This window comes from Alcaligenes sp. DN25, assembly GCF_023674485.1.
Lineage (GTDB): Bacteria > Pseudomonadota > Gammaproteobacteria > Burkholderiales > Burkholderiaceae_B > Alcaligenes > Alcaligenes phenolicus.
Window position 1 is genome coordinate 2,045,881 of the sequence record NZ_CP098408.1, and the last position, 20,888, is coordinate 2,066,768.

The 20,888-nt window shown below is 56.9% G+C and carries 19 protein-coding genes; 10 read left to right on the top strand and 9 right to left on the bottom strand.

The window, feature by feature from the left end; translation table 11 throughout:
- The first annotated feature begins 8 nt into the window (after window positions 1-8).
- The 5 genes from sufC to sufT are packed head-to-tail and all read left to right on the top strand — an operon-like array spanning window position 9 to window position 4,365.
- Window positions 9-788 carry a Fe-S cluster assembly ATPase SufC gene (gene sufC / locus NBV64_RS09575; protein ID WP_009454372.1) on the top strand — a complete coding sequence of 260 codons (780 nt, stop codon included), beginning with the start codon at window positions 9-11 and terminating at the stop codon, window positions 786-788.
- The gene (gene sufD, locus NBV64_RS09580) at window positions 785-2,092 is read left to right on the top strand and encodes a Fe-S cluster assembly protein SufD (RefSeq protein ID WP_250757203.1); all 1,308 of its coding nucleotides are present in this window, start codon (window positions 785-787) and stop codon (window positions 2,090-2,092) included. Before sufC ends, sufD begins: the two co-directional genes overlap by 4 nt.
- On the top strand, window positions 2,089-3,336 hold the full coding sequence (locus tag NBV64_RS09585; RefSeq protein WP_250757205.1) for a cysteine desulfurase: 1,248 nt from the start codon (window positions 2,089-2,091) through the stop codon (window positions 3,334-3,336). The genes sufD and NBV64_RS09585 overlap by 4 nt, the downstream gene beginning before the upstream one ends.
- The gene (sufU, locus tag NBV64_RS09590) at window positions 3,337-3,789 is read left to right on the top strand and encodes a Fe-S cluster assembly sulfur transfer protein SufU (RefSeq protein ID WP_009454366.1); all 453 of its coding nucleotides are present in this window, start codon (window positions 3,337-3,339) and stop codon (window positions 3,787-3,789) included. It abuts the gene before it with no gap.
- A gap of 15 nt (window positions 3,790-3,804) precedes the next feature.
- On the top strand, window positions 3,805-4,365 hold the full coding sequence (gene sufT / locus NBV64_RS09595; protein ID WP_009454364.1) for a putative Fe-S cluster assembly protein SufT: 561 nt from the start codon (window positions 3,805-3,807) through the stop codon (window positions 4,363-4,365).
- A 15-nt stretch (window positions 4,366-4,380) separates the two neighbouring features.
- Here the strand turns inward: sufT and NBV64_RS09600 are convergent, their stop codons facing one another.
- From NBV64_RS09600 to pgaA, 9 genes are all read right to left on the bottom strand, one after another.
- The gene (locus NBV64_RS09600; RefSeq protein ID WP_009454362.1) at window positions 4,381-5,145 is read right to left on the bottom strand and encodes a response regulator transcription factor; all 765 of its coding nucleotides are present in this window, start codon (window positions 5,143-5,145) and stop codon (window positions 4,381-4,383) included.
- Window positions 5,146-5,534: 389 nt separating this feature from the next.
- The gene (locus tag NBV64_RS09605; RefSeq protein ID WP_009454359.1) at window positions 5,535-6,644 is read right to left on the bottom strand and encodes a hypothetical protein; all 1,110 of its coding nucleotides are present in this window, start codon (window positions 6,642-6,644) and stop codon (window positions 5,535-5,537) included.
- 89 nt (window positions 6,645-6,733) lie between these two features.
- On the bottom strand, window positions 6,734-7,702 hold the full coding sequence (locus tag NBV64_RS09610) for a CsgG/HfaB family protein (protein ID WP_031232101.1): 969 nt from the start codon (window positions 7,700-7,702) through the stop codon (window positions 6,734-6,736).
- Window positions 7,699-8,133 carry a curli assembly protein CsgF gene (locus NBV64_RS09615; protein WP_121738856.1) on the bottom strand — a complete coding sequence of 145 codons (435 nt, stop codon included), beginning with the start codon at window positions 8,131-8,133 and terminating at the stop codon, window positions 7,699-7,701. Before NBV64_RS09615 ends, NBV64_RS09610 begins: the two co-directional genes overlap by 4 nt.
- A gap of 15 nt (window positions 8,134-8,148) precedes the next feature.
- Window positions 8,149-8,634: a curli production assembly/transport protein CsgE gene (locus tag NBV64_RS09620; protein WP_009454353.1), complete on the bottom strand. Its 486-nt coding sequence runs from the start codon at window positions 8,632-8,634 to the stop codon at window positions 8,149-8,151.
- A 137-nt stretch (window positions 8,635-8,771) separates the two neighbouring features.
- On the bottom strand, window positions 8,772-9,305 hold the full coding sequence (gene pgaD, locus NBV64_RS09625; protein WP_009454351.1) for a poly-beta-1,6-N-acetyl-D-glucosamine biosynthesis protein PgaD: 534 nt from the start codon (window positions 9,303-9,305) through the stop codon (window positions 8,772-8,774).
- A complete protein-coding gene (pgaC, locus tag NBV64_RS09630; RefSeq protein WP_021446639.1) occupies window positions 9,302-10,630 on the bottom strand; it encodes a poly-beta-1,6-N-acetyl-D-glucosamine synthase in 1,329 nt (442 codons plus the stop codon). Before pgaC ends, pgaD begins: the two co-directional genes overlap by 4 nt.
- Window positions 10,623-12,644 carry a poly-beta-1,6-N-acetyl-D-glucosamine N-deacetylase PgaB gene (gene pgaB, locus NBV64_RS09635; protein ID WP_250757206.1) on the bottom strand — a complete coding sequence of 674 codons (2,022 nt, stop codon included), beginning with the start codon at window positions 12,642-12,644 and terminating at the stop codon, window positions 10,623-10,625. Before pgaB ends, pgaC begins: the two co-directional genes overlap by 8 nt.
- A gap of 12 nt (window positions 12,645-12,656) precedes the next feature.
- Window positions 12,657-15,140, bottom strand: a complete 2,484-nt coding sequence (gene pgaA, locus NBV64_RS09640) for a poly-beta-1,6 N-acetyl-D-glucosamine export porin PgaA (RefSeq protein ID WP_250757207.1) — start codon at window positions 15,138-15,140, stop codon at window positions 12,657-12,659.
- Window positions 15,141-16,072: 932 nt separating this feature from the next.
- Here pgaA and NBV64_RS09645 point away from each other — a divergent pair.
- The 5 genes from NBV64_RS09645 to NBV64_RS09665 all read left to right on the top strand — a co-directional run bounded on the left by NBV64_RS09645 (window position 16,073) and on the right by NBV64_RS09665 (window position 20,825).
- The gene (locus tag NBV64_RS09645) at window positions 16,073-16,240 is read left to right on the top strand and encodes a hypothetical protein (RefSeq protein ID WP_009454343.1); all 168 of its coding nucleotides are present in this window, start codon (window positions 16,073-16,075) and stop codon (window positions 16,238-16,240) included.
- A gap of 328 nt (window positions 16,241-16,568) precedes the next feature.
- On the top strand, window positions 16,569-16,943 hold the full coding sequence (locus tag NBV64_RS09650; RefSeq protein ID WP_009454340.1) for a DUF7079 family protein: 375 nt from the start codon (window positions 16,569-16,571) through the stop codon (window positions 16,941-16,943).
- A gap of 526 nt (window positions 16,944-17,469) precedes the next feature.
- A complete protein-coding gene (locus NBV64_RS09655) occupies window positions 17,470-18,315 on the top strand; it encodes a MurR/RpiR family transcriptional regulator (RefSeq protein WP_250757208.1) in 846 nt (281 codons plus the stop codon).
- A 21-nt stretch (window positions 18,316-18,336) separates the two neighbouring features.
- Entirely contained in the window at window positions 18,337-19,584 is a 1,248-nt protein-coding gene (locus NBV64_RS09660) for a diaminopropionate ammonia-lyase (RefSeq protein ID WP_021446636.1), read from the top strand.
- Window positions 19,581-20,825 (top strand): Zn-dependent hydrolase, encoded by a 1,245-nt coding sequence (locus NBV64_RS09665; protein WP_250757209.1) that lies wholly within the window; start codon window positions 19,581-19,583, stop codon window positions 20,823-20,825. Before NBV64_RS09660 ends, NBV64_RS09665 begins: the two co-directional genes overlap by 4 nt.
- The last annotated feature ends 63 nt before the right edge of the window (window positions 20,826-20,888 follow it).

Here is a 20,888-nt window from a genome sequence, read left to right on the forward strand (position 1 = left end):
ATAATGAAATGCTGACGATTAAAGATTTGCGCGCTTCGGTTGAAGATAAACCTATCCTTAAAGGTCTGAACCTGGAAATCAAGCCCGGTGAAGTCCACGCCATCATGGGCCCGAACGGCTCGGGCAAGAGCACCTTGTCCCAAGTTCTGGCCGGTCGTGAAGACTACACCGTGGAAGGCGGTTCGGTTGATTGGCTGGGTCAAGACCTGCTGGAAATGAAGATTGAAGACCGTGCCCGTTCCGGTCTGTTCCTGGCCTTCCAGTACCCCATCGAAATTCCCGGTGTGTCCAACGCCTACTTCCTGCGCGCTTCCGTGAACGCCGTGCGCCGTCATCAGGGCTTGCCTGAGCTGGACGCCATGGACTTCCTCAAGCGTGTCAAAGAGGAAATGAAGACGGTTGGCATGCGCGAAGAGTTTCTGTACCGCTCCGTGAACGAAGGTTTTTCCGGCGGCGAAAAGAAACGCAACGAAGTTCTGCAAATGAGCCTGCTGGAACCCAAGCTGGCCATCCTGGACGAAACCGACTCCGGTCTGGATATTGACGCTTTGCGTGTGGTGGCTGACGGCGTGAACCGTCTGCGTTCCCCCGAGCGTTCCTTGCTGGTGATTACTCACTACCAACGTCTGCTGGACTACATCGTGCCTGACTTTGTGCACGTATTGGCCGGCGGCAAGATCATTCGTTCCGGTGGCCGTGAATTGGCTCTGGAACTGGAAGAGCGTGGCTACGGTTGGGTGCTGGAGCAAGCAGCTGCCGAACAAAAAGCCAAGGGAGCTGCGGTATGAGTCTGCCGGATTGGGTCAACAGCTTTGCCGCTCAGGCTGCACAAGCACCTGGAGCCGGCCTGCCATGGCTAAGCGCCGTGCGTCAGCGCGCGCTGGATCGTTTCGCTCAAGAGGGCTGGCCAACCACGCGTATTGAAGCCTGGCATCACACTTCCTTGGCTTTGCTGGAACAGCAAAGCTTTGCTCCTCAGAAATCGGCTTCGGCCGCGGAATTGGTGGCGTCAGTGCGCCAGCAAGAAGACGGGTACTTCCTGGTCTTTGTGGATGGTCACTACGATGCGGCTTTGTCGCACCTGAATGAGTTGCCAGCAGGCGTGCGTTTGGCCTCGCTCAGTACCTGTCTGGAGCAAGATGCAGATTGGTTGCAGCAGGCTTACGGGGATGAGTCCCTGGGCGCCTCGACCGCGGCCTTGAACCTGGCTTTGGCCCAGGATGGCGCGGCCTTGCACATCGCTGCGGGCAAGCACCTGGAGCAGCCTGTTCATCTGGTTTTTGTGCGCACCCAAGGTGGCAGCGCCAGCTTCACGCGTAACCTGATTTCTCTGGAATCCGGTGCCAGTGCAACGGTGGTTGAACACTATGTAGGTCAGGAAGGAACGGATGCTTCCTTGAGCAGCGTCGTGACTCGCCTGAACGTGGCGCCTGATGCCAAGCTGACACACATGAAGTTGCAGCAGGAAGCCTTGCAAGACTTCCACCTGGCCGCAATCGATGTGCAGCAAGGTCGTGGCTCGGTATTCAATTCGCACTCCCTGTCCTTCGGTGCCCGTATAGCCCGTAACGATATTGCTACTGTTTTCAACGGCGAGCGCTGCGAAACCTTGTTCAATGGTTTGTATTTTGTGGATGGCCGCCGTCACGTGGACCACAACACCATCATTGATCACGCTCAGCCTAACTGCCAAAGCCGTGAGTTCTACCGTGGCATTTTGGCCGACACCGCCCGCGGTGTGTTCAGTGGTCGCGTATTGGTAGGCAAGGGCGCGGATGGTACGGATTCGGTACAGCGTTCGGACAGCTTGCTCTTGTCCAAGATGGCACGTGCAGACTCCCGCCCTGAGTTGGAAATCTACGCCGACGACGTCAAGTGTGCACACGGTGCCACTGTGGGTCAGCTGGATGCAGATAGCCTGTTCTACCTGCGCTCGCGTGGCATGACCATGGAAGATGCACGCAATATGCTGATTTACGCATTTGCCGCTCAGTCTCTGGAGCGCATTGCGTCCGAGAGCCTGCGTAGCCGTGCCACAGTCGGTATTAATGCTTTGTTGCCTGGCGGTCTTGCCCTTGGAGATCTTGCATGAATGCGCCTATGCCCGTAACTGCTGCTGGTTTGCTGAATCACCGCGAGGATTTTCCTATCCTGGCTCGCCCCATCCGGGGCCAACGCCTGTCCTATCTGGACAATGGCGCGACGACGCAAAAGCCGCGCTCGGTCATTGAAGCCGAGGCGCGATTCTATGAGCAGTCCAATGCCAACATCCACCGTGGTGTGCATTGGCTGTCTCAGCATGCTACTGAGCTGTACGATCAGGCCAGAAGTACAGTGCGGGCATTTCTGAATGCCGCGCGCGACGAAGAAATTGTGTTTACGCGTGGCACCACAGAATCCATCAACCTGGTGGCCTATAGCTGGGGCATGGACAACCTGAAAACAGGCGACGAGATTCTGCTGACCGGCCTGGAGCATCACTCCAATATCGTGCCTTGGCAATTGGTTGCCCAGCGTACCGGTGCCGTTATTCGCGTGGTGCCTGTGCTGGATAACGGTGAGCTGGATCAGGAAGCCTTCAAGCAACTGCTCAACGAGAGAACCCGCCTGCTGGCTGTGGGCCATGTGTCCAATGCCTTGGGCACGATCAACCCCATCGCTGAAATGACCCGTCAGGCGCATGCCGTCGGCGCCAAGGTGCTGGTGGATGGTGCCCAATCCGTTCCCCACGGTGTGGTGGACGTACAAGCCCTGGATGCGGATTTTTACACGTTTTCGGCCCATAAACTGTACGGTCCTACCGGCATGGGCGCCTTGTACGTGCGCTACGAGATTCTGGACAGCATGTCGCCCTGGATGGGCGGCGGTGACATGATCACCACCGTCAGTTTCGAGCAAAGTAATTACGCCCCTGTGCCACAGCGCTTTGAGGCAGGTACGCCCAATATCGCTGGTGCCATTACCATGGCTGCCGCTATCGATTATTTGATGGGTATAGGCATGCAGCGTATTGCCGACCATGAAGCGCTGTTGCTGGACTACGCCACCGAAGCCTTGCTGGCCATGCCTGGCATTCGCATTATTGGTACGGCCGCACACAAGGCAGGCATTGTGTCCTTCCTGGTCGACGGTATTCACCCGCATGATCTGGGCACGATTCTGGACATGGACGGCGTTGCTGTGCGTGCCGGTCACCACTGTGCCATGCCCTTGATGACGCGCTTTGGCATTCCAGGTACGGCTCGTGCCTCCTTTGCCTTGTACAACGATTACGCTGATATTGATGCTTTGCTGGGCAGCCTGCGCAAAGCTCAAAAACTATTTGGAGTTGGCTAAATGAGCCAAGATTTCAACGGGCTGCGCGAGCTCTACCAAGAGGTCATTTTTGACCATAACCGTAGCCCGCGTAACTTTGAAGTAATAGAAAACGCCAGTCATTTTGCCAATGGCCACAATCCGCTGTGTGGGGATCAACTGGCTGTGTACGCCGTGGTTGAAGACGGCATTGTGCAAAAAGTCAGCTTTGTGGGGCATGGCTGCGCTATTTCCAAGGCTTCGGCATCCTTGATGACCGAAGCCGTAAAAGGCCTGAGTCTGGCCGAGTTTGAGTCTCTATTTCAAGATATGCACGCCATGTTGACAGAGGCCCATCCCGATCGAGATCTGGGCAAGCTGGAAGTGTTATCTGGTGTGCGTGAATTCCCCGCACGGGTTAAATGTGCCACTCTGGCCTGGCATACCCTGCATAACGCCATCAATCAGGCCAAAGAAACCGCGCAAACCGAATAAAGGCGCAAACAAGCCATGAGCTACTTTGAACGACATGATGTGCTGGTCAGCCGGGATTGTCCGGCTGTCAGTATCCCTTACGGTGCTCCCGTTACGATCGAGGCGGGTTGTACAGCAACGATTACCCAGAAGCTGGGTGGCAGCTATACCGTGATGGTAGAGGGCAACCTGTACCGAATTGAAGGTGTCGATGCCGATGCGCTGGGTTTTGAGGCCCAGGACAAGCCCGAGGTTTTTGTACCCGAGCTGCCCCTGAGCGAAAAAACCATTGAAGACGCCGCCTGGATTGTGCTGGCTAGCGTTTATGATCCGGAGATTCCGGTCGATATCGTTAATCTGGGCTTGGTGTACGCTTGTCACGTGAAGCAGACTGGTCCAGAAGCGTTCTCCATCACCATGGAAATGACGCTGACGGCTCCGGGTTGCGGTATGGGCACCATGATTGCCGATGAGGCCCGCTACAAGCTGGAGACTATCCAGGGCGTAGAGAAGGCCGTAGTGGATCTGGTTTGGGATCCACCGTGGAGCCGGGAACGTATGAGTGAATCAGCTCGCTTGCAACTAGGAATGCTGTAATAGAAAAGCCTGCGGTTAGCAGGCTTTTTCGATGTGGGTGTTGGGCATCCCTAGCCTGGCTCCTTTGGAGACCGCGTGATAGACGGCCTCGTTACGGTTGTGTACGTTCATCCGCATATACAGGGTTTCAGCATGCGCCTTGGCTGTAGCCGATGAAATATTCAACTGCCGGGCCACGCCCTTGATGGTCATGCCTCGTGCCAATAACACCAGCACTTCATACTGGCGCGGTGTCAGGCCCAGCAGCCGCGCTTCGTCAAGATGGTCTGTCTCAGGATCGGCGGGTGGCCAGCGTATGGGCTCGTAGGACGTAATCAGCTTGTCGGAATGAGCTTGGGACGGCGATGGACTCGATGGCTGGGTTACAGTCGTGGTCATTGCCATCGTTTGACGCTGGGGCGCAGGCGATGGAAAACAGGAGCCGCCGGCCAACACCAGATTGATCGAAGCCGCCATTAATTCCGGTGTGGCGGTCTTGAGCAAATGTCCCATAACGCCGGCAGGCATGTCTTGAAGCGCAGGCAAGGCGTAGTGGGAGTCGGCTATCAGGAGTACGGCGCTGGGTTGCAGGCTGCGGTACGCATCAGCCAGCAGCTTCAAACAGGCCTTGGCCGATGGCACCGACAATAGCAGCAGCTCACAACATCGTGTCTGCAGACCGGTTTCCATAGATTCGTAGTCCATGCTGAGCAGTTCCGCGCTGGGCAGGGTGTCTGCCAGCAGCCGTACGATACCCAACCTGTATAAGGTGTGTGGCTCTACGATGATAATTGTTGTCATTTTATGTCTCCCTCGCTGCGTCATGGGCTCTATGTCATTACGTTGAATAAGCCTTTTGTTGGTTCGATTGCATGTGTCATTGTCTTTGGTAGTTATGGGTATTTTCTTTTTTCATTCCTATTGGCAGCCTAATTTTCAGATGGCTAGCCGCATTCAGAACGGGCGAATCATGTGAAATTGTTAATCATTGTTTGTTTTGGTTAAATTTTGATGTTTTAAACGCCATACCGTGCCCAAAAGCGCGGATCAGGTATCTGGAAAGCCTTATAAACTCGGGTTACTCCTATGCTCCATAATCCCTAAACCGCTTACATATCAATAGCTTGAGTGTTGTCAGCGGCGCCTACTATATAACATATTGCCGCTGACATTTGGCTTACGTCAGCCGGTTAATGTTGGTTGACATACGCATTGTTGAAATTACCCGTCTGGGTGACGGTACTGTTGTGGTTCAGGCCGCTTTGCACCACTTGGGCACGGTTGCCCCAACCGTTCTGCATAACCGACGAATCCAGGTTGAAACCGACCTGGGTAACCACGGCCTTGTTATAGCCGCCGCTCTGGCTGATGTAGGAATCGTTGCCGATGCCTGCTTGGGAGTTATAGGCGTCATTGCCCAGGCCACTTTGGATGATGTTGCTGTCGTTGCTGTAGCCGGTCTGTTCAGTAACGGCTTTGTTATGCGAGCCGATCTGGACAATACTGGCGTGCAGGCGATCCGAATTGCCCCACCACGTGCCGGTTTGGCTGATAGTGGCATCATTTTTGTGGCCACCGCCCTGGACGATGGAGGCGTTCGAGTTGGAGACATTCCACTGATCGATCACGCCTTTGTCGTACTTGCCCCTGTCGGTGATGCTGGCGGTCGAGCTCATGCTTTTGTATTGATTGATGTACGCATCTCCTTTGTACCCCGATTGGGTAATGAAGGCGTTGACATGGCTGCTGTTGTCTTGCTCAATGACTGAGTCGTTGCGCGCGCCGCTGTCGTTGATGACAGCCAGTGCGTCACGGGTTCGGTATTGATTGACATAGGCATCGCCCGCTTGTCCCGTTTGGTTTACCCAGGCCTGGTCACCAGTGCTGCGGACTTGTTCCACAACCGCCTTGTTGTCCGAGCGTAATTGCTTGATGCCGATTTGCGATCCGTTGGCCTGCCATTGGCTGGCAAAGGCGTCGTTGCGGTTGCGTGACTGGGTGATGGTGATCGTGGAGTTGCCGCCGCTGCGGCTTTGTTCCACCACGGCCTTGTTGTCGTTGCCGTTGATGACCTTCACGGTGGTGCGAACCGTACCGTTATCCCACTGGTTGATGTAATCGTCGTTGCGGTCTCCCTTCACGTCGATGGTCGCGTTGGCGTTGGCGTTGTGGTTTTGAAGAACTACGCCTTTGTTGAAATTGCCGGTCTGCGTCACGGTGGCGTTGTCAGCCAGCGCCAGTGTGGGCAGGGCCAGCGCGGTGCCCAGGGCAATAGCTAATGTGGACAGTTTGCCGTTCATATACTTCTCCTCAGTGCATGTCGAAGACCGTTGTTAGGAAAGAGAGCGGTGGCCGGTCTTCTCGGAACCACCGCGCTGTCTGCTCGTGTTCAACTGCCGGTGACTGGAGCTGTCTGCACCTCATCGCTTGTGGCCTCATTGGCTTGCGTGGCCTCAGGAGCGGCCACAGCGGTCTGGGTGCGCATGCTGCGATAGGTTTCGTTTTGCTTCATGTAGTTCTGCACGATGGGGTTGTTACGGTCGGCCTCGTTTTGCAGTCGCCATTGGCCTTCCTTCATGCCTTGCACGATCAGATGCACCACCGCCGATTCAATGGCCTCTTTGACCGAGAGCTGGGCCGGTTCGTTGTTGGTTACGCCAGCCTCGATTTCCAGCAGGTCTTTGAAGTTCACGAACTTGTAGACGCTGGGCCGGACTTCGTAGGAAAAGATGGTCTTGGTCGTGGACACGCTTTGCAAAATGTTGCCGGTGCGCACGTCGATGGCCCGCAGGTTGACCGTGACTTGGTCCACCCGATACTGGGTAGACAGGCCTACGCCCAGAAAGCGTGCGCCCGCGCCGCCCGTGCGCACATTGCTTTCATAGGAGATGATGCCTCCGTCCATCATGATTTCGGCCGGGGCTAGCGGCGGGATGTTAATGGCGGTGCGCTGGCCGTTTTCCTGCGATCCGTCCAGGGCGCGCACGATGCGCCGCTCGGTCAGCAGTTCCTGCAGGCTTTCGCGCTCGACCGGAGTGAACCAGCGCGAGTCACGCAAGGCTTTGACCAGCAGGGCGGCGGCTCCCTGGGTGACTGAGGTGGAAAAGGAACTGTCCGGATTGGGCTTGTATTGGCCGGTCTGGTCACGAAACCCGTAGACGGCCACGGTCAGGCGCTGGGCGGGCGCGGGGAGCTCCAGCAGATCGTGTGTGGCTGGCGAGGCGGGCGTCAGGTAGGCAGAGCCTTTGACTTCGGCCGGGGTGGAGGGGACGGCGCAGGCAGCCAGGGCCCAGGTCAGGGCCAGCACGCTTAACAGGCGTGTTGGGCGCGCGTTCAGGACGGTCACTGTGCTCATCATGGTTGCATCACTCGGAAAGTAGTGGAAGCGCCGGTGATCCGGTCCGTAGTGGTGATCGTCAGTGCTCCGCCGCCGATATCGACGACGCTGACAGTAAAGCTGCCGGTCTCGAAGGTCCCGGGTACAAATTTGCCGTTGCTGTCCACAAACTGCGAGGACGCGGCCGAGGCCAGGCGACTGAGTACCGAGCGCTCCAACTGATCGTTGAAGTCCTGGAAGGGCGTGCGCTGCTCAAAGGATGAGCCCAGGTCTTCGGCGTCGGGGTCCGTGTGCTTGTTGGTGACCTGGGCCGAGTTCAGTAGCCATTGCCCATTGAGCGGGCTGCCGCCGAAATTGGGATTGACGGGGGTATATATCAGTTCGGTTGCGTGGACGGGAGCAAATAGCGCACCGGTCAGCAGAACAGAGGCAAGGGGCAGGAAGGTCTTCACGTTATGTCTCTCTTGTTAAAGTTCGTCCGGAGCAAGGTCCGGGTTGTTGGTGAGTACGCGTTCGATCTCGCTTTTATTGACGTTTTCCAGAACAAGATCCACAGCCCGCTCACTGGCCTTCTTTGTGCCGGAACGCGCGGGCGTGAGAAAAGCGTGATACATGCGCTGGCGGCGGTATTCGACCCAAATTTCGCTGCCCCAGCGGGCCGACGGGCGCTCCACCACCGTCAGGGTGAAGGGACTGGCCCCGGTCAGCTCGCGCCAGCGATTGCTGAAGTAGCGGTAAAAGTCTTGTCCTTGCACCGTTACGGTGCGGTTGATGACGATGCCCGCGAGCGGATCGTCAAACAGGTTCTTGCGAACTACTTCAGCCTGCCGGATGGCTTCCATGAAGTTGGCCGGTTTGGGCTTGCTGGTATCTCTGCCTGGTTGCGCAGCGGCGCTGCTCATGACACACAGCATTGCCAGGAGCACGGCCCCTTGTTGGTATGGTTTTGTCATTGCAGCACCTGTTGTTCCTTCGCCTTACGGCTTGATACATCGGCGTTACTGACTATGGTAGAGACGGCCATCTGCAATTACATGAGCCGCATTTCCTAGGCTGTTTGCCCTTGCACAGGGCTGTTTTTGCGTCGGTGCTACTGATTCGGCGTAGGCTGTTTGGGGTAGGCGCGCGGACGAAAGATCAGCGGTGTCAGTGGTTCTCCGTCGTGTGGGCCGGTTGCCTGCTGCATGGGTAGCGGATTGGCTGCTTCTACATGCTGTACCGCGCCGTCCTGGGCGTTGTAGAGCACGACGATGCGGCTGTGGCGCACGGTATCGATCTGCTCGTGATCAAAGTGCGGCAGGGGGGGCTGCTTGACGCGATGCGAGCGGCTGCGTTGGCGGTACAGGGCCTGGCGCAGGTGGCGCTGCTGGCGCTGCTGGCGTCGCCAGCGTGACCAGGCCAACAGCAGCAGGCCGTTGGTCAGCAGAACCGCCCCGTAGAACAGAAAGGTGGTCAGGGTTGGGAAGATCGGATCTATCTGTTCGTAGCCAGCTTTGTCCATGGTGTGACCGATCAATAGGAGCAAGCCTTTGGCGATCAGGTAACTGAAGACGAACCAGCCGGCGATGGTCAGTAGACGGTCTATCCAGCGAGTGATGGGATGGCGTTGGGTCGTGATGATCATGACAGCTCCTTGATACCCCGGTCGGGGCTGCTCCAGCGGGCGCGTTTGCGACGCAGGCGCAGCATGACCATGGGGAAACTCCACAGCGTGGTTAAAAAATTGATCAACCAGTAGGCAAATGGGTACCAGATGATCCAGAACATCGTCAGGGGCAGATCGGGCTCGTAGCGACGGTCGATCCAGATACTGACGGCGAACTGCAGCAGGCACATGCCGGCCAGCACCATACCGGTGAACGAGGGCGGGAACAGGCCGTCGATCTGGGTGGCGGCAGGCAAGTGGAGCATTTGTCCAAGCAACCAGATCAGCATCGCTACGCCCAGGGCGAAACTCCATAAGGTCGAACACAGGTATTCCAGGGTCAGGGGCCACATGCCGCGGTTTTCCCAGCGCAGCACCTGCGGGGTGTATTTCAGGAAGGTTTCCGCACCGCCCTGAGCCCAGCGCAAACGCTGCTTGAACAGGCCTTTCAGTGTTTCGGGCATCAGCACCCAGCACAGGGCGCGCGGCTCATAGAACACCTGCCAGCCGGCCAGCTGCAACTTCCAGGTCACATCGATGTCCTCGGTGATCATGTCCAGACTCCAGTAGTCCACTTCGTCCAAGGCCTGGCGACGAAAGCCTGCGATCACGCCGGAAATCGTGAAGATTTTTCCGTAGACGCGCTGCGTGCGCTTGATTAGCCCGATGATCGAGGAGAACTCGCCAACCTGGATGCGGCCGATCAGGGTGGAGCGCGTGCGGATGCGCGGATTACCGGTGGTGGCACCGACTTCCGGGTTACGCAGCATGGGGGCGACCAGGTAATTGACGCCTTCCGGGTCCAGGTAAGCATCCCCGTCTATACACACGAAGTAATCGCCGCTGGCGCTCAGGGCTCCCATGCGCAGGGCCAGTGCCTTGCCCTGGTTCTGGGCCAGGTGGATGACGCGCAGCTTGTCGTACTCCTCGCTCAGATCATTGAGCACTTGGGCGGTGCGGTCGCTGGAGCCGTCGTTGATGGCGATGACTTCGATGTTGGGATAGACCTGGTTCAGCGCGGACAGGATGGTAGAGCGGGCGTTGGCCTGTTCGTTAAAGCAGGGGATCAGGATGCTGACCAGCGGCATGCCTTCCAGTTCGGGTGGGGCGTGTGGTTTATAGGTCCAGCGGCGTTCATGCTGGAACCAGAAGATCAAGCCGCCGCCTATCCATATGCCCGACATGAACAGCGGGTACATGAAGATGAAGTAGAGCAGTAGGTGGCTGGTCAGGGCGACGGTGATTCCCAGGGGAATTCCGACGATCAGGCACAGGGCCAATAGGGCGATCAGTCGTTCAATCATTTTTTGTTGGATACCATTCAATCGTGATTTCCGGACGAATCACGTTCATCTTGGGCTGATTGTTGACAAAGTCGTCGGGGTAATAGCCGACATGTCGCGCCCCTCTTGCCGTCAGTGCATTGAGCCAGCCGGCCACTAGATGGGAGTCCAGCGGACGGGATGGTTGACCTTGGCCGGGCCAATCGACCGATTGCACTTCGAACACGGTGCGGCGCAGGCCTTCTGGGTGGCTGGCCACCTTATCGACCAGCTCGTTCAGCCAGGTCACGGCATGCTGATCGAGGATGTCTTCCATGCGGGGCATGGCCATCACGGCAGTCCAGTCATAGGCTTGCAGAAAATCGTTCAGGTTCTGGGCAAACCACTGTTCGCTCTGGGGCTTCAGAACCGGTAGAGCGTACATATTGCGGGCCGTACTGATCTGCGGGCCGCGCTGCTTGCGTACCCGATCAGCTAGTTCCCGGGTCAAGTCGATCAGGGTTTGTGATTTAAAGCGCGTCCAGCGCTCAAACTGCTCGGGATTGGCTCGTATCGTTCTGATGTCCCTGCCAAAGCCGGCGTTTTCGTAGGCGTCCAGGGCGGCGGGCGAGGCATCTTCAAAGTCGGTCAGCGTGGCATCGTCATGGAATACGACACCAAAGAAGATGGCGCTGCGTCCCAGGTCTTCGTACAGATCGCCCATGATCTGGCGAGTGCGAGGGTCAAAGGGGGACAGGCGGCGGTAGCCTTGTGTGGGCAGGGAAGGTGGGCTGCCGTCGGCATGCCATTGCAGCACGCGTTGCGCCGGCTCGGACGTCTCGATGGCCAGCACGGGCATCCATGCAAAGACATTGACGTGGGCGCGCGAACTTAATTGCCAGGCCGTGCGATTGAACAGGTCGGCGCGCATGGGCAGGTGGCGGTTGGGGAAGTAGACCGCGCGCACCAGGCCATCGCCTGTGGGGTCGGCGAAGGCTTGCAGATAGACACTACGTGGTTTCAGGTCTGCGATGCGTTGCACCAGGGCGCTCAAGTTGCGTTCCATCTGCGCCGGATCGGGGTCGTACACATAATCCAGATCCACATGCACCACGCGCTCGGCCTGACGGTCTTCACGGGCGGTGATAAAGCCTGCAAAGGTGCTGATGTCCGGGTCGTTATCCACCAGATAGCGGGGCATATTCATCGGGTCGTGGACATTGGCCACGCCGTCGGTCAGCGTCAGGGCCATCTGATAGCCTTCTTGCTCCAGAATTTGCAGGCCCAGGCCGCTGATCCGGCCATAGGGCCAGACCCAGACGCGCGGCGGCTTACCGGCGTGCTGTTTGACGCGGGCACTGATGGCGCGCACATCCTCGCGAAAGCGGGCGGTGTACTCGGCATCGGTCTCGTAGCGTTTCTGATCGGTCAGGTAGCGATGTGCGGCAGCCACTGGCTGGATATTGCCTTGTGGGTTGGCGATGGCACCGTAATGCATGTTTTGGGTGTGCGCGCCGATTTCCACCAAACCGGATTTGGCCATTTCGTCGATTTGTGCCCAGTGCAAAAAGCGCGAACGTTCGGTGGGAAGACCGCCAAAGTCCACTTTTTCGTTGTCGGGGGTGTCCAACCATTTGCCGACCGGGGCCAGCAGCGCAGGCCAGTGATAGGCTTTTAGCAGCGGGAACACGCGGGTATAGAAACTTTGATACCCGTCGTCAAATGACAGCAGCACTGCCTTTTCAGGCAGAGGCTCCACACCTTGGCGGGCGCGCATAATCTGCTCTACGCTGACGGGCACATAGTTGTTTTCCTGTAGCCAGGAAAACTGCTGGCGCAGGTGCTCGGTACTGACGCTCAGGTACGCCTGGTTAGGATCGTGGTCCTCCACGTCGTGGTAGGCGATGATGAGTAGCTCGTCATTGCGCCAGGGCTGCTCTTGTTGTTCGAGGCGACGCTGCTCGGGCGGTACATACAGGGCCGGCGGGCTGGCGCTGCAGGCGGATAAAAGGGCGCTGAAGGCCACTATCAGAAGGGTCAGGATTCGTGTGCTCATTGTCGTGGCCGCTTAGAATTTGATCTTGAGTTCAACCATGCCGCTGTACTGCTGTTCGCGCTGGCCGTCATAGGGGCGGGACAGGGCCTGCAGGCGCAGGCCGACTTCCAGATTGCGGTCGTGCTGGTAGTTCAGTTCGTAGGCGACGGAACCTACGGTGCCATTGCCATAGCCGCTTTGGTGATGTAAGCCCACACCCAGTGTGAGGGCTTGGGTCAGGCGCTCGTCATAGTGTTGGTAAAGCAGGTGCTCCAGACGTAGGGCAGGCACAGCCATGTATTCGCGCCGTGGGCTGTAGTAGGGTCTGTCTTCGTCTTTGTTGCCGGAAGCCCATAGTTCCAGCTGGGCGTCGGCCTTGATGCGCGGGCTGGTGTAGATGCGTTGGTTACCTGTGATCTGCAGACTCTGACGTACGTTGTTGTCAGAGAATTTTGTCCCGGTATAGGCGGCTTGCACCCATTGTTCGGGGCCGTTTTTCCAGCGCAGCCGTACTTGTCCCTGGTTGGCCGTGATGCCTGCGGCCAGGGCGCGATTCGGAATATCCAGGGTGCGATAGTCCAGGGTGCCGCCGATGCTCCAGTGATCGCTCAGCTCGTGATCAAGCTGCAGGCTGGCTCCCATCTTGTTGCCCTGACCCCAGTTCTGGTTGTTGATTGTCAACTGTGATTGCCAGTCGCGGCCGCGGTACTCCAGGCCGGCTCCCTGCCAGTTCACGTTGTGACCAAGCTCGTCGCTGGTATCAAGGTGACCGGCCAGGGCGGTGGCGCGCCAGTTGTAGTTGATGGGGGCGCTGTACCATTGCGCCTCGGTGCGAATGCCGTCATTGCCCGAGATATCGCCGCCGTTGCTGGTTTCAAAACCGCTGCGCAGGATCAATTCATTCTTGCGGTAGGACTGCCAGTCTTTTTCCAGTTCCGCGACCCGCATATTGGTGGGGTAGTGCGCTTTGGCATACGCCAATAGTTCTTCGGCCTGGCGGTATTCGTGCAGATCCAGGGCGGTCTGGGCCTGGCTGATGATGACGTCTTCTTGGCGCGGCGCGTAGGTTTCGGCGATCTTCAGATTGCGTTCCGCCGCCCGTGGCATGCCCGACATGCGCTGGGCATCGGCCAGCGGCACGCGTAGGTTGACGTTACTCGGTGCCTGTGCGCTGGCCTTGCCCAGATTTTCGCGCGCCTCCTTGAGCAAACCCGTATAGGTATAGAGCGAGTTTTTCAAAATCAAGGCGTCGGTATAGCCTGGATTGGGCTGGGGGATTGGATTCCCGCGTAGCCACCGAGTGGCGGGCATGTCTTTTTCCATGCGCTCGGCCAATGCCAGTGCCTGATCTTCGCGGCCAGACTCCAGCAAGGAAAAGGCCAATCCGGTTTGATAGCGTGTGCGTGTTTTTGCGTCCAGCGAGGGTTCGGCCAACGCCCGCTCGTAGCTGGATACGGCTTGTTCGGGGTGACGGGCGCGCAGTTGCAGGGCTCCTAGCGAGGCATAGGCATAGCCTGGATATTGGGCCGCCCGTTCGGGAGCAATGTCTACTGTAGAGGGTGCGTCTTCGCGTGTGTCCATCGCAATCAGACGGTCACCACGGATGCGGCGGGCGAAAGCGGGGTTACCCAGAAAGCTGGCGCTGTCAGCCAGTTTGTCTTGCAACGCGATGGCTCGATTGGCGACCAGAAAACGTTCGGGTAGTGTGCGTGTGGGCTGGGGCGACAGCCGTGTCAATTCAGCGGCATAGTCGGCTTGACGGTCAGCCAGGTCTGCGTTCGAGAAGATGTCGGGATGTTGTGTTTGCCATTCCATCGCCTGGCGGTGCAGTCCGGCGGCATGCAGGGACTGGTCATAATCCCGGATAACATCGGTTTTGTCTGGCTGGACAGCCAGAGCGTCCTGGCTGACGCGCAGGGCTTCGTAGTTCTGGCCGGCAGCGCGGTAGATGTAGCTGCGCGTCAGCAGGTACATGGTGTTTTGGCGTGTGGCCGGCTGCAGTTGCTGGGCGCAGCTCAAGGCCTGGGCAGTCAGTCCGGCATCGGCCAGGCTCATGCACAGGCCCATGGTGAAGGCGGCTTGTTGTGGAAAGCGCCGCATTCCTTCCCGATACAGGTTTTGGGCCGGTGTCCATTGGCGCGCATCTTTGTAGGCGCGTGCTGTCAGCAGCAATACATCGGCCGGCAAGGGCAGGTTGGTCGGCCAGCTTTGGTACAGGCGGATGACCTCTTGCGGCTGGCCTGCCCAGGCATGAATGCGCATCAGATCAAGCTGGACACGTGTCTCTTGCGGATGCTGTTGCCGGTACTGCTGCAAGCCGGCAATGGCGGATTGGTATTGGCCTTGGCGTGCCTGTTTGATCCAATCCTCGTAGGAGGCGGCATACAGGCTGGTGCTACACGCGGTCAGTACCAGCAGGGTAAAGGAATCCAGCCAGAACCGGCGCAGAAACGAGGTTCTGGCTGGGAAGAGACCGACGTTTTGCAGAGCTTGTCTTTTTATTGATCGCCTGGACACTTCTCTTCCCCTTGTTGTTTGTGTGTACGTCCTGCCACTGTTCGTTACTGAGCGAACAGAAGGGTCTTAAGGGGTATCCTAGGAGTCTGGGCCTCTGGCGGTAATTGGCCTTTTGATGTAAACCACCAGGTTTTTTGTAGTAAGCCACTCGGCCTAAGCTAGATGCTTCTTAAGAAAAAGCTTGCACAACAGAGCAAACAGGGTCGGGGCTTGATTCTTTCGGGGCGTAGCGCACTTGCATGGGGTGCAATGGGTCGAAGGTTCTAATCCTTCCGTTCCGACCATATTTATCAAGGGCTTACAGCATTATTGCTGTAAGCCCTTGTTCATTGCTGTGGGGATTCTGTGGGGACTCGTTTTTCACCGATCACCCCGTCTTCTCAGAAGCGTAACCGCCGGCGCTTTTTCGGCATTGTGGGCAAGCTTCTCAACTTCGTTCAGCAATTTGGACAAATCAGCGGCTGAATAGTCGGTTGTGATTGACCCATTCGTGGGATCTAGCAGAACTTGCCTGTTTGCCAAATGCATTCCCGCAGCACGCAGCCGTCGCCCAAATGTGTGCTTTAAGTCATGTACTCGCACTGCGCTGAAACCGGCATTGGCTGGACATTGGTACAAATCCTCTCACGGTTGGGCCGCTCGTCACTTGGCAGCCCACCAGAGGCATTCATTTCGCTATGGGTTCACCCTTGTATGGAAAAACACATACGGCTCGTGCCTTGAAAGGGTAGGGGCTACTGCTGCAACCATACCAAAGTGCGTGTACGTCCAGACATCTGGCCTTGCGAGGGGGGGGCATGGTTATGGGGCCGGTTGGTTCAATGCCTGTTATGCTGGATGAGGTGACAGGTTATCCGTGATGATTCCTGTGGCCGAGATTAAACCGAGCGAACGCAAAATAAACGCAAGTTGACCAAACTGGAGAGATTCCCATGGGCACCAAAATTGTTACCGAGGCCGACCGTAAGCGTACTCCTCCTCCTGCCACTCCCAAAGGCGTGAACCTCAGCACGAAATTCCGGGGCCAATGTGTTAGCCAGGAACGTGGTGCGCATACCCGCAGCAAGAAAAATCCCGGCAAGCGAGCACATTCGGGTTAATTTCTGGAGACAGCTTGGTACCTGGCAAGGCTTCAACGGCGGATGCTGGAAGAATTAAGCATTTCCACACGCAAAAATGCCCGCCTGTTGAAAAATTGAACTGCACCCCAAAAGTTTGATACCCATCCAAGCTTTGGGGTGTTTTATATGGCGAAGCATACGGAAGCATTCAAGCTAGAAGTTGCACAGACGTATTGATCAACGCAGATAGGGGCGTGATCCTTAGCTGCCCAGTATCGTCTGGACCACCGGACGGTGTGTCGCTGGATGTTATGGTAGTTCCCTTCATTATCAAAGGGGGAAATGGCTGGAGAGAAGGAGTTACATCTTGAGTGATCAGCCAAGCGATAAGGCGTTGTGTGAAGCCTTGTCGGAATTGTTTGTAGATAGGCCGGTTAATTACCAGGCTATTGCGAACGTGGCCAAGTACTTTTCGGTCCACCATGTAGAAAGGGCTTTGTTCGAGTGGGTGGCGCCGGTTTGCTATTCCAACGCGCTTGCCCCCATCCCTTCAATCTGGACCGGGTTTGAACCCGACCAACTCTGGCGCGATATTGTGGCGCATCGCCAGGCTCGTGCCGGTGCCGGTCTGTTCAGACGGGTGCGCTGGCATGCCCAGCAGCGTTTCCTGCACTATTACTTTGCCAAGGAGTGGCGTGAGCTGTCTCAGTACTTGTCATCGGGTAATCCCCCCCATTTCTAACGATCGTTAAAAATGGGGGCGTGATGCGACAAGCCTTGCAAGAGGCATCCGCGTATCGATGTGAACTGTTGGCGCTTGATGTTGAGGATGCCATGCTGGCTTGCCAGATGTATGCGCTCTGGTCCCGGGGTGTGGCCAGAAGTCTGTCCTTGGCCGATATCATGATTACGCGCTGTTTGTCTTTGTTGCCAGCGCAATAGGCTCACTTGACGGGCTTTTTCTGGCTTCTGCAAGCGGCCTTGGTGCTGAAATTTCTCTTACCAAAGCCCATGATGAAATTTAAATTTCATCATGGGCTTTATGCTTTCATTGCCAAGAAACAGAAATTTATCCCAATAAGGGTTTATCCCTTGTTTTTCTCTGTAGGCCTTGTTTAAAGCCACTCTTGGTGGGCGTGAGGTCATGACCTTCTTTCTTTTTTCCTGTCCCCAAGGGTAAATACGGAGCCAAATCATTGCATCCATAATTGAAATTAAAATTTTATTAAGTATTATGTGAAAAACAAATTTCAATTTTAGGTTGTGTCATGGTCATCAAAGATTCGATCCTGGATATTCTCGATGTCCTGCCCAGTGCGGAGCGGCGTTTGGCCGATGTGGTTCTGTCTCATATGGGGCAGCTGGCTACTTACTCCGCCCAGGAACTGGCCGAGAAAGCAGGTGTATCGGCGGCTACCGCGGTGCGCTTTTTCCGGCGTTTGGGTTTTAACGGTTTTAACGAGTTCCGGGTTACGGCTCGCGAGCAAATGGGTGATGGCGCTCCTTTCAAGCGTCTACATTCCATGTCCAGCAGCGGTATTCAGGCCGATATGTCGCCCTTTATCAATGCGGATGTACAGAACATTTCCACCACCTTCCAGAACATCACTGAACAGCATCTGGACAACTTCACCCAAGCCGCTTTGAAAGCACGACGCATCTGGGTGTTTGGTTTCCGCAATGGCCAGATCCTGGCGTGCTACGCCCACTCCTTGTTGCAGCAGCTGCGCCCGGATGTGCATCTGGCGGTGGGCACGGTGGCCCATCTGACCGAGCAACTGGCCGATGTAGAAGCAGGGGATCTGGCCTTGGTGATGGATTTTCGTCGTCGCTCGGTACTTTTGCCTTCCTTGGTGGAGCATCTGCGGGGCGAGTCGGTACAGATGGCTTTTTTGACGGATGGTCTGGAAAGTTCCTTGCTGCGTTCGCAAGACATCGCGTTCACGGTGGCGACACGCGGGGAGTACTTGTTTGACTCGCATACCGGCACGCTCAGCCTGATCAATTACCTGGTCAGCCGGGTGGCCCTGCAGGCCGAGACCCAGGTGGCTCGCAAGTTACAGAAGATTGAATCCATTCATCGCAGTTTTCAGGACTTGAAGTCCAATAATTAAACCCATAAAAGTGGAGCAGACATGAACAAACATGCCGTTCGGGAGCAAGGCGCGGTGCAACTGTATCTGAACCCTCGTTGCGTTCAGGATAGCCAGGAATATGACGCCTCCTTGCAATCGATTTTGTCGGTGGCCGCCTACGAGCAGGCTCAGGCCAGCATCGTGCAGTGGCCCGGTTACGCGCCTACTCCTTTGCGTCATTTGCCCGGCCTGGCCGCGCAGATGAAGGTGGGCGGGGTGTATTACAAGGATGAGGCCGGTCGTTTTGGTTTGGGCAGCTTCAAGGCTTTGGGCGGTGCTTATGCCGTCAATCGTTTGCTGTTGCGTCAGTTGCAAGCTCATACCGGCAATGCCAGCCTGACGCTGGATGATCTGAAGAGTCCTGCCTACAAGGACTTTATTGCTGGTTTGACCGTGACCTGCGCGACCGATGGCAATCATGGCCGCTCGGTGGCTTGGGGGGCGAAGAATGCCGGTTGTCAGTGCGTGATCTATATCCATGAGCATGTCAGTACTGGTCGTGAGCAGGCCATTGCCTCTTACGGGGCAAAGGTAGTACGCGTGCCCGGCAATTACGATGATTCGGTGCGCCAAGCTGCTGAAGATGCCAAAGAGCATGGCTATTTTGTGGTGTCCGATACGTCCTACCCGGGCTATATGGATGTGCCCAAGGATGTGATGCAGGGCTACACCGTGATGGTGCAGGAAGCGCTGGATCAGATTGCTTCGGGCAAGCCGGTGACTCACGTCTTTATTCAGGGTGGTGTGGGTGGTTTGGCGGCGGCCGTATGCGCCCATATGTGGGAGCGTCTGGGTGCGCAGCGCCCTCGCTTGATTGTGGTGGAACCCAACAAGGCCGATTGCCTGTTCCAAAGTGCTGTTCAAGGTAAGCCCGTCACGGTCACCGGCGATTTGAATACGGTGATGGCCGGTCTGGCTTGCGGCGAAATCTCCTTGCTGGCCTGGGAAATTCTGGATCCCGGCACCTATGCCTATATGACGCTGGAAGACGATGCCGCCTTGCAAACCATGCGCCGTCTGGCCCGTGCCGATAAAGGTGATGCGCCGATTGTGGCGGGTGAGTCTGCCGTGGCCGGTGTGGCGGCTTGCATGGCTGCGTGCGAGCAAGCGGACTGGCGTCAGGCATTGGGTATTGATGAAAACAGCCAAATCCTATTTTTTGCCAGCGAAGGTGATACCGATGCAGAGCTGTATCAGCGCATTGTCGGTATGAGCGCCAAAGAAGTGCTGGCTCAGGAGCCGGTATGAACAGCCCAGCCAGCACTTGTTTAGCCATTAATGGCGAACGCCTGCTGCAGCGTATTGCGCAGTTGGCGCAGATTGGTGCAATCGACGGGGGCGGTGTCTGTCGCCTGGCCTTGACGGATGAGGACAAGGCGGGCCGCGATCAGGTGGTCAGCTGGATGCGTGATCTGGGCATGCGTGTGGAGATCGATCAGATCGGTAACATTATCGGGACACGCGCTGGCCGTCTGGATGTGGCGCCGGTCATGACGGGTTCGCACATTGATACCGTGCGTACTGGCGGACGCTACGACGGCAATCTGGGTGTGCTGGCTGGACTGGAAGTGGTGGCCAGCTTGAATGATGCCGATGTGCAACTGGATCGTCCCTTGCAAGTGGTGGCCTTTACCAATGAGGAAGGAGCGCGCTTTGCTCCGGACATGATGGGCAGTCTGGTGTTTCAAGGTGGCTTGTCCTTGCAGGAAGCACTGGACACTGTGGGCATTGATGGCAGCACCGTGCGCGAGAATCTGGAGCGTATTGGCTACGCCGGTTCCGTGCCTTGCGGCCAACCTGATGTGCATGCCTATATGGAACTGCATATTGAGCAGGGCCCGGTTCTGGAGCATGAAAGCATTGATATTGGTGCCGTGACTGGCGTGCAAGGGATTTGCTGGCTGGAGTTTGAGGTGCATGGTGTCTCCAACCATGCGGGCACCACGCCCATGCACCTGCGTCATGATGCCGGTGTCGTGGCGCAGCAAATTGGTAGTTTTGTGCGCCAGTTGACTGAGCGTTACGGCCCGCCGCAACTGGGCACAGTAGGGCGCTGCGAGCTGTTTCCGAATCTGGTCAATGTGATCCCCAGCAAAGCCGTATTTACCGTGGATTTGCGCAATGTGGACAAGGCCAGCCTGGATCAGGCCGAACAGGAAGTGCTGGATTTCGCCCGGCAGGCGGCCGAGCGTGAGGGTGTGCAGATCAAGCATCGCCATTTGGCCCGCTTTGATCCTGTGCAGTTTGATGAACGCTTGATCAGCAAGGTCGAGCAACACGCCAAGGATCTGGGCTGCTCGGTCAAGCGCATGCCCAGCGGTGCCGGGCACGATGCGCAGATGCTGGCGCGCTCTTGCCCCACAGGCATGATTTTTGTACCGAGTGTACGTGGTTTGAGCCACAACCCGGCAGAGTTTACCCACGATAAAGACCTGATAGCGGGATGTTCGATTCTGCTATCGACCTTGGTGGAGCTGGCCCGTGAATAAGCAGTAAATCCCTGATGACGGGACCGCCGCCACAAGAGCAAAGGCGGACCGCTTTTAACTACC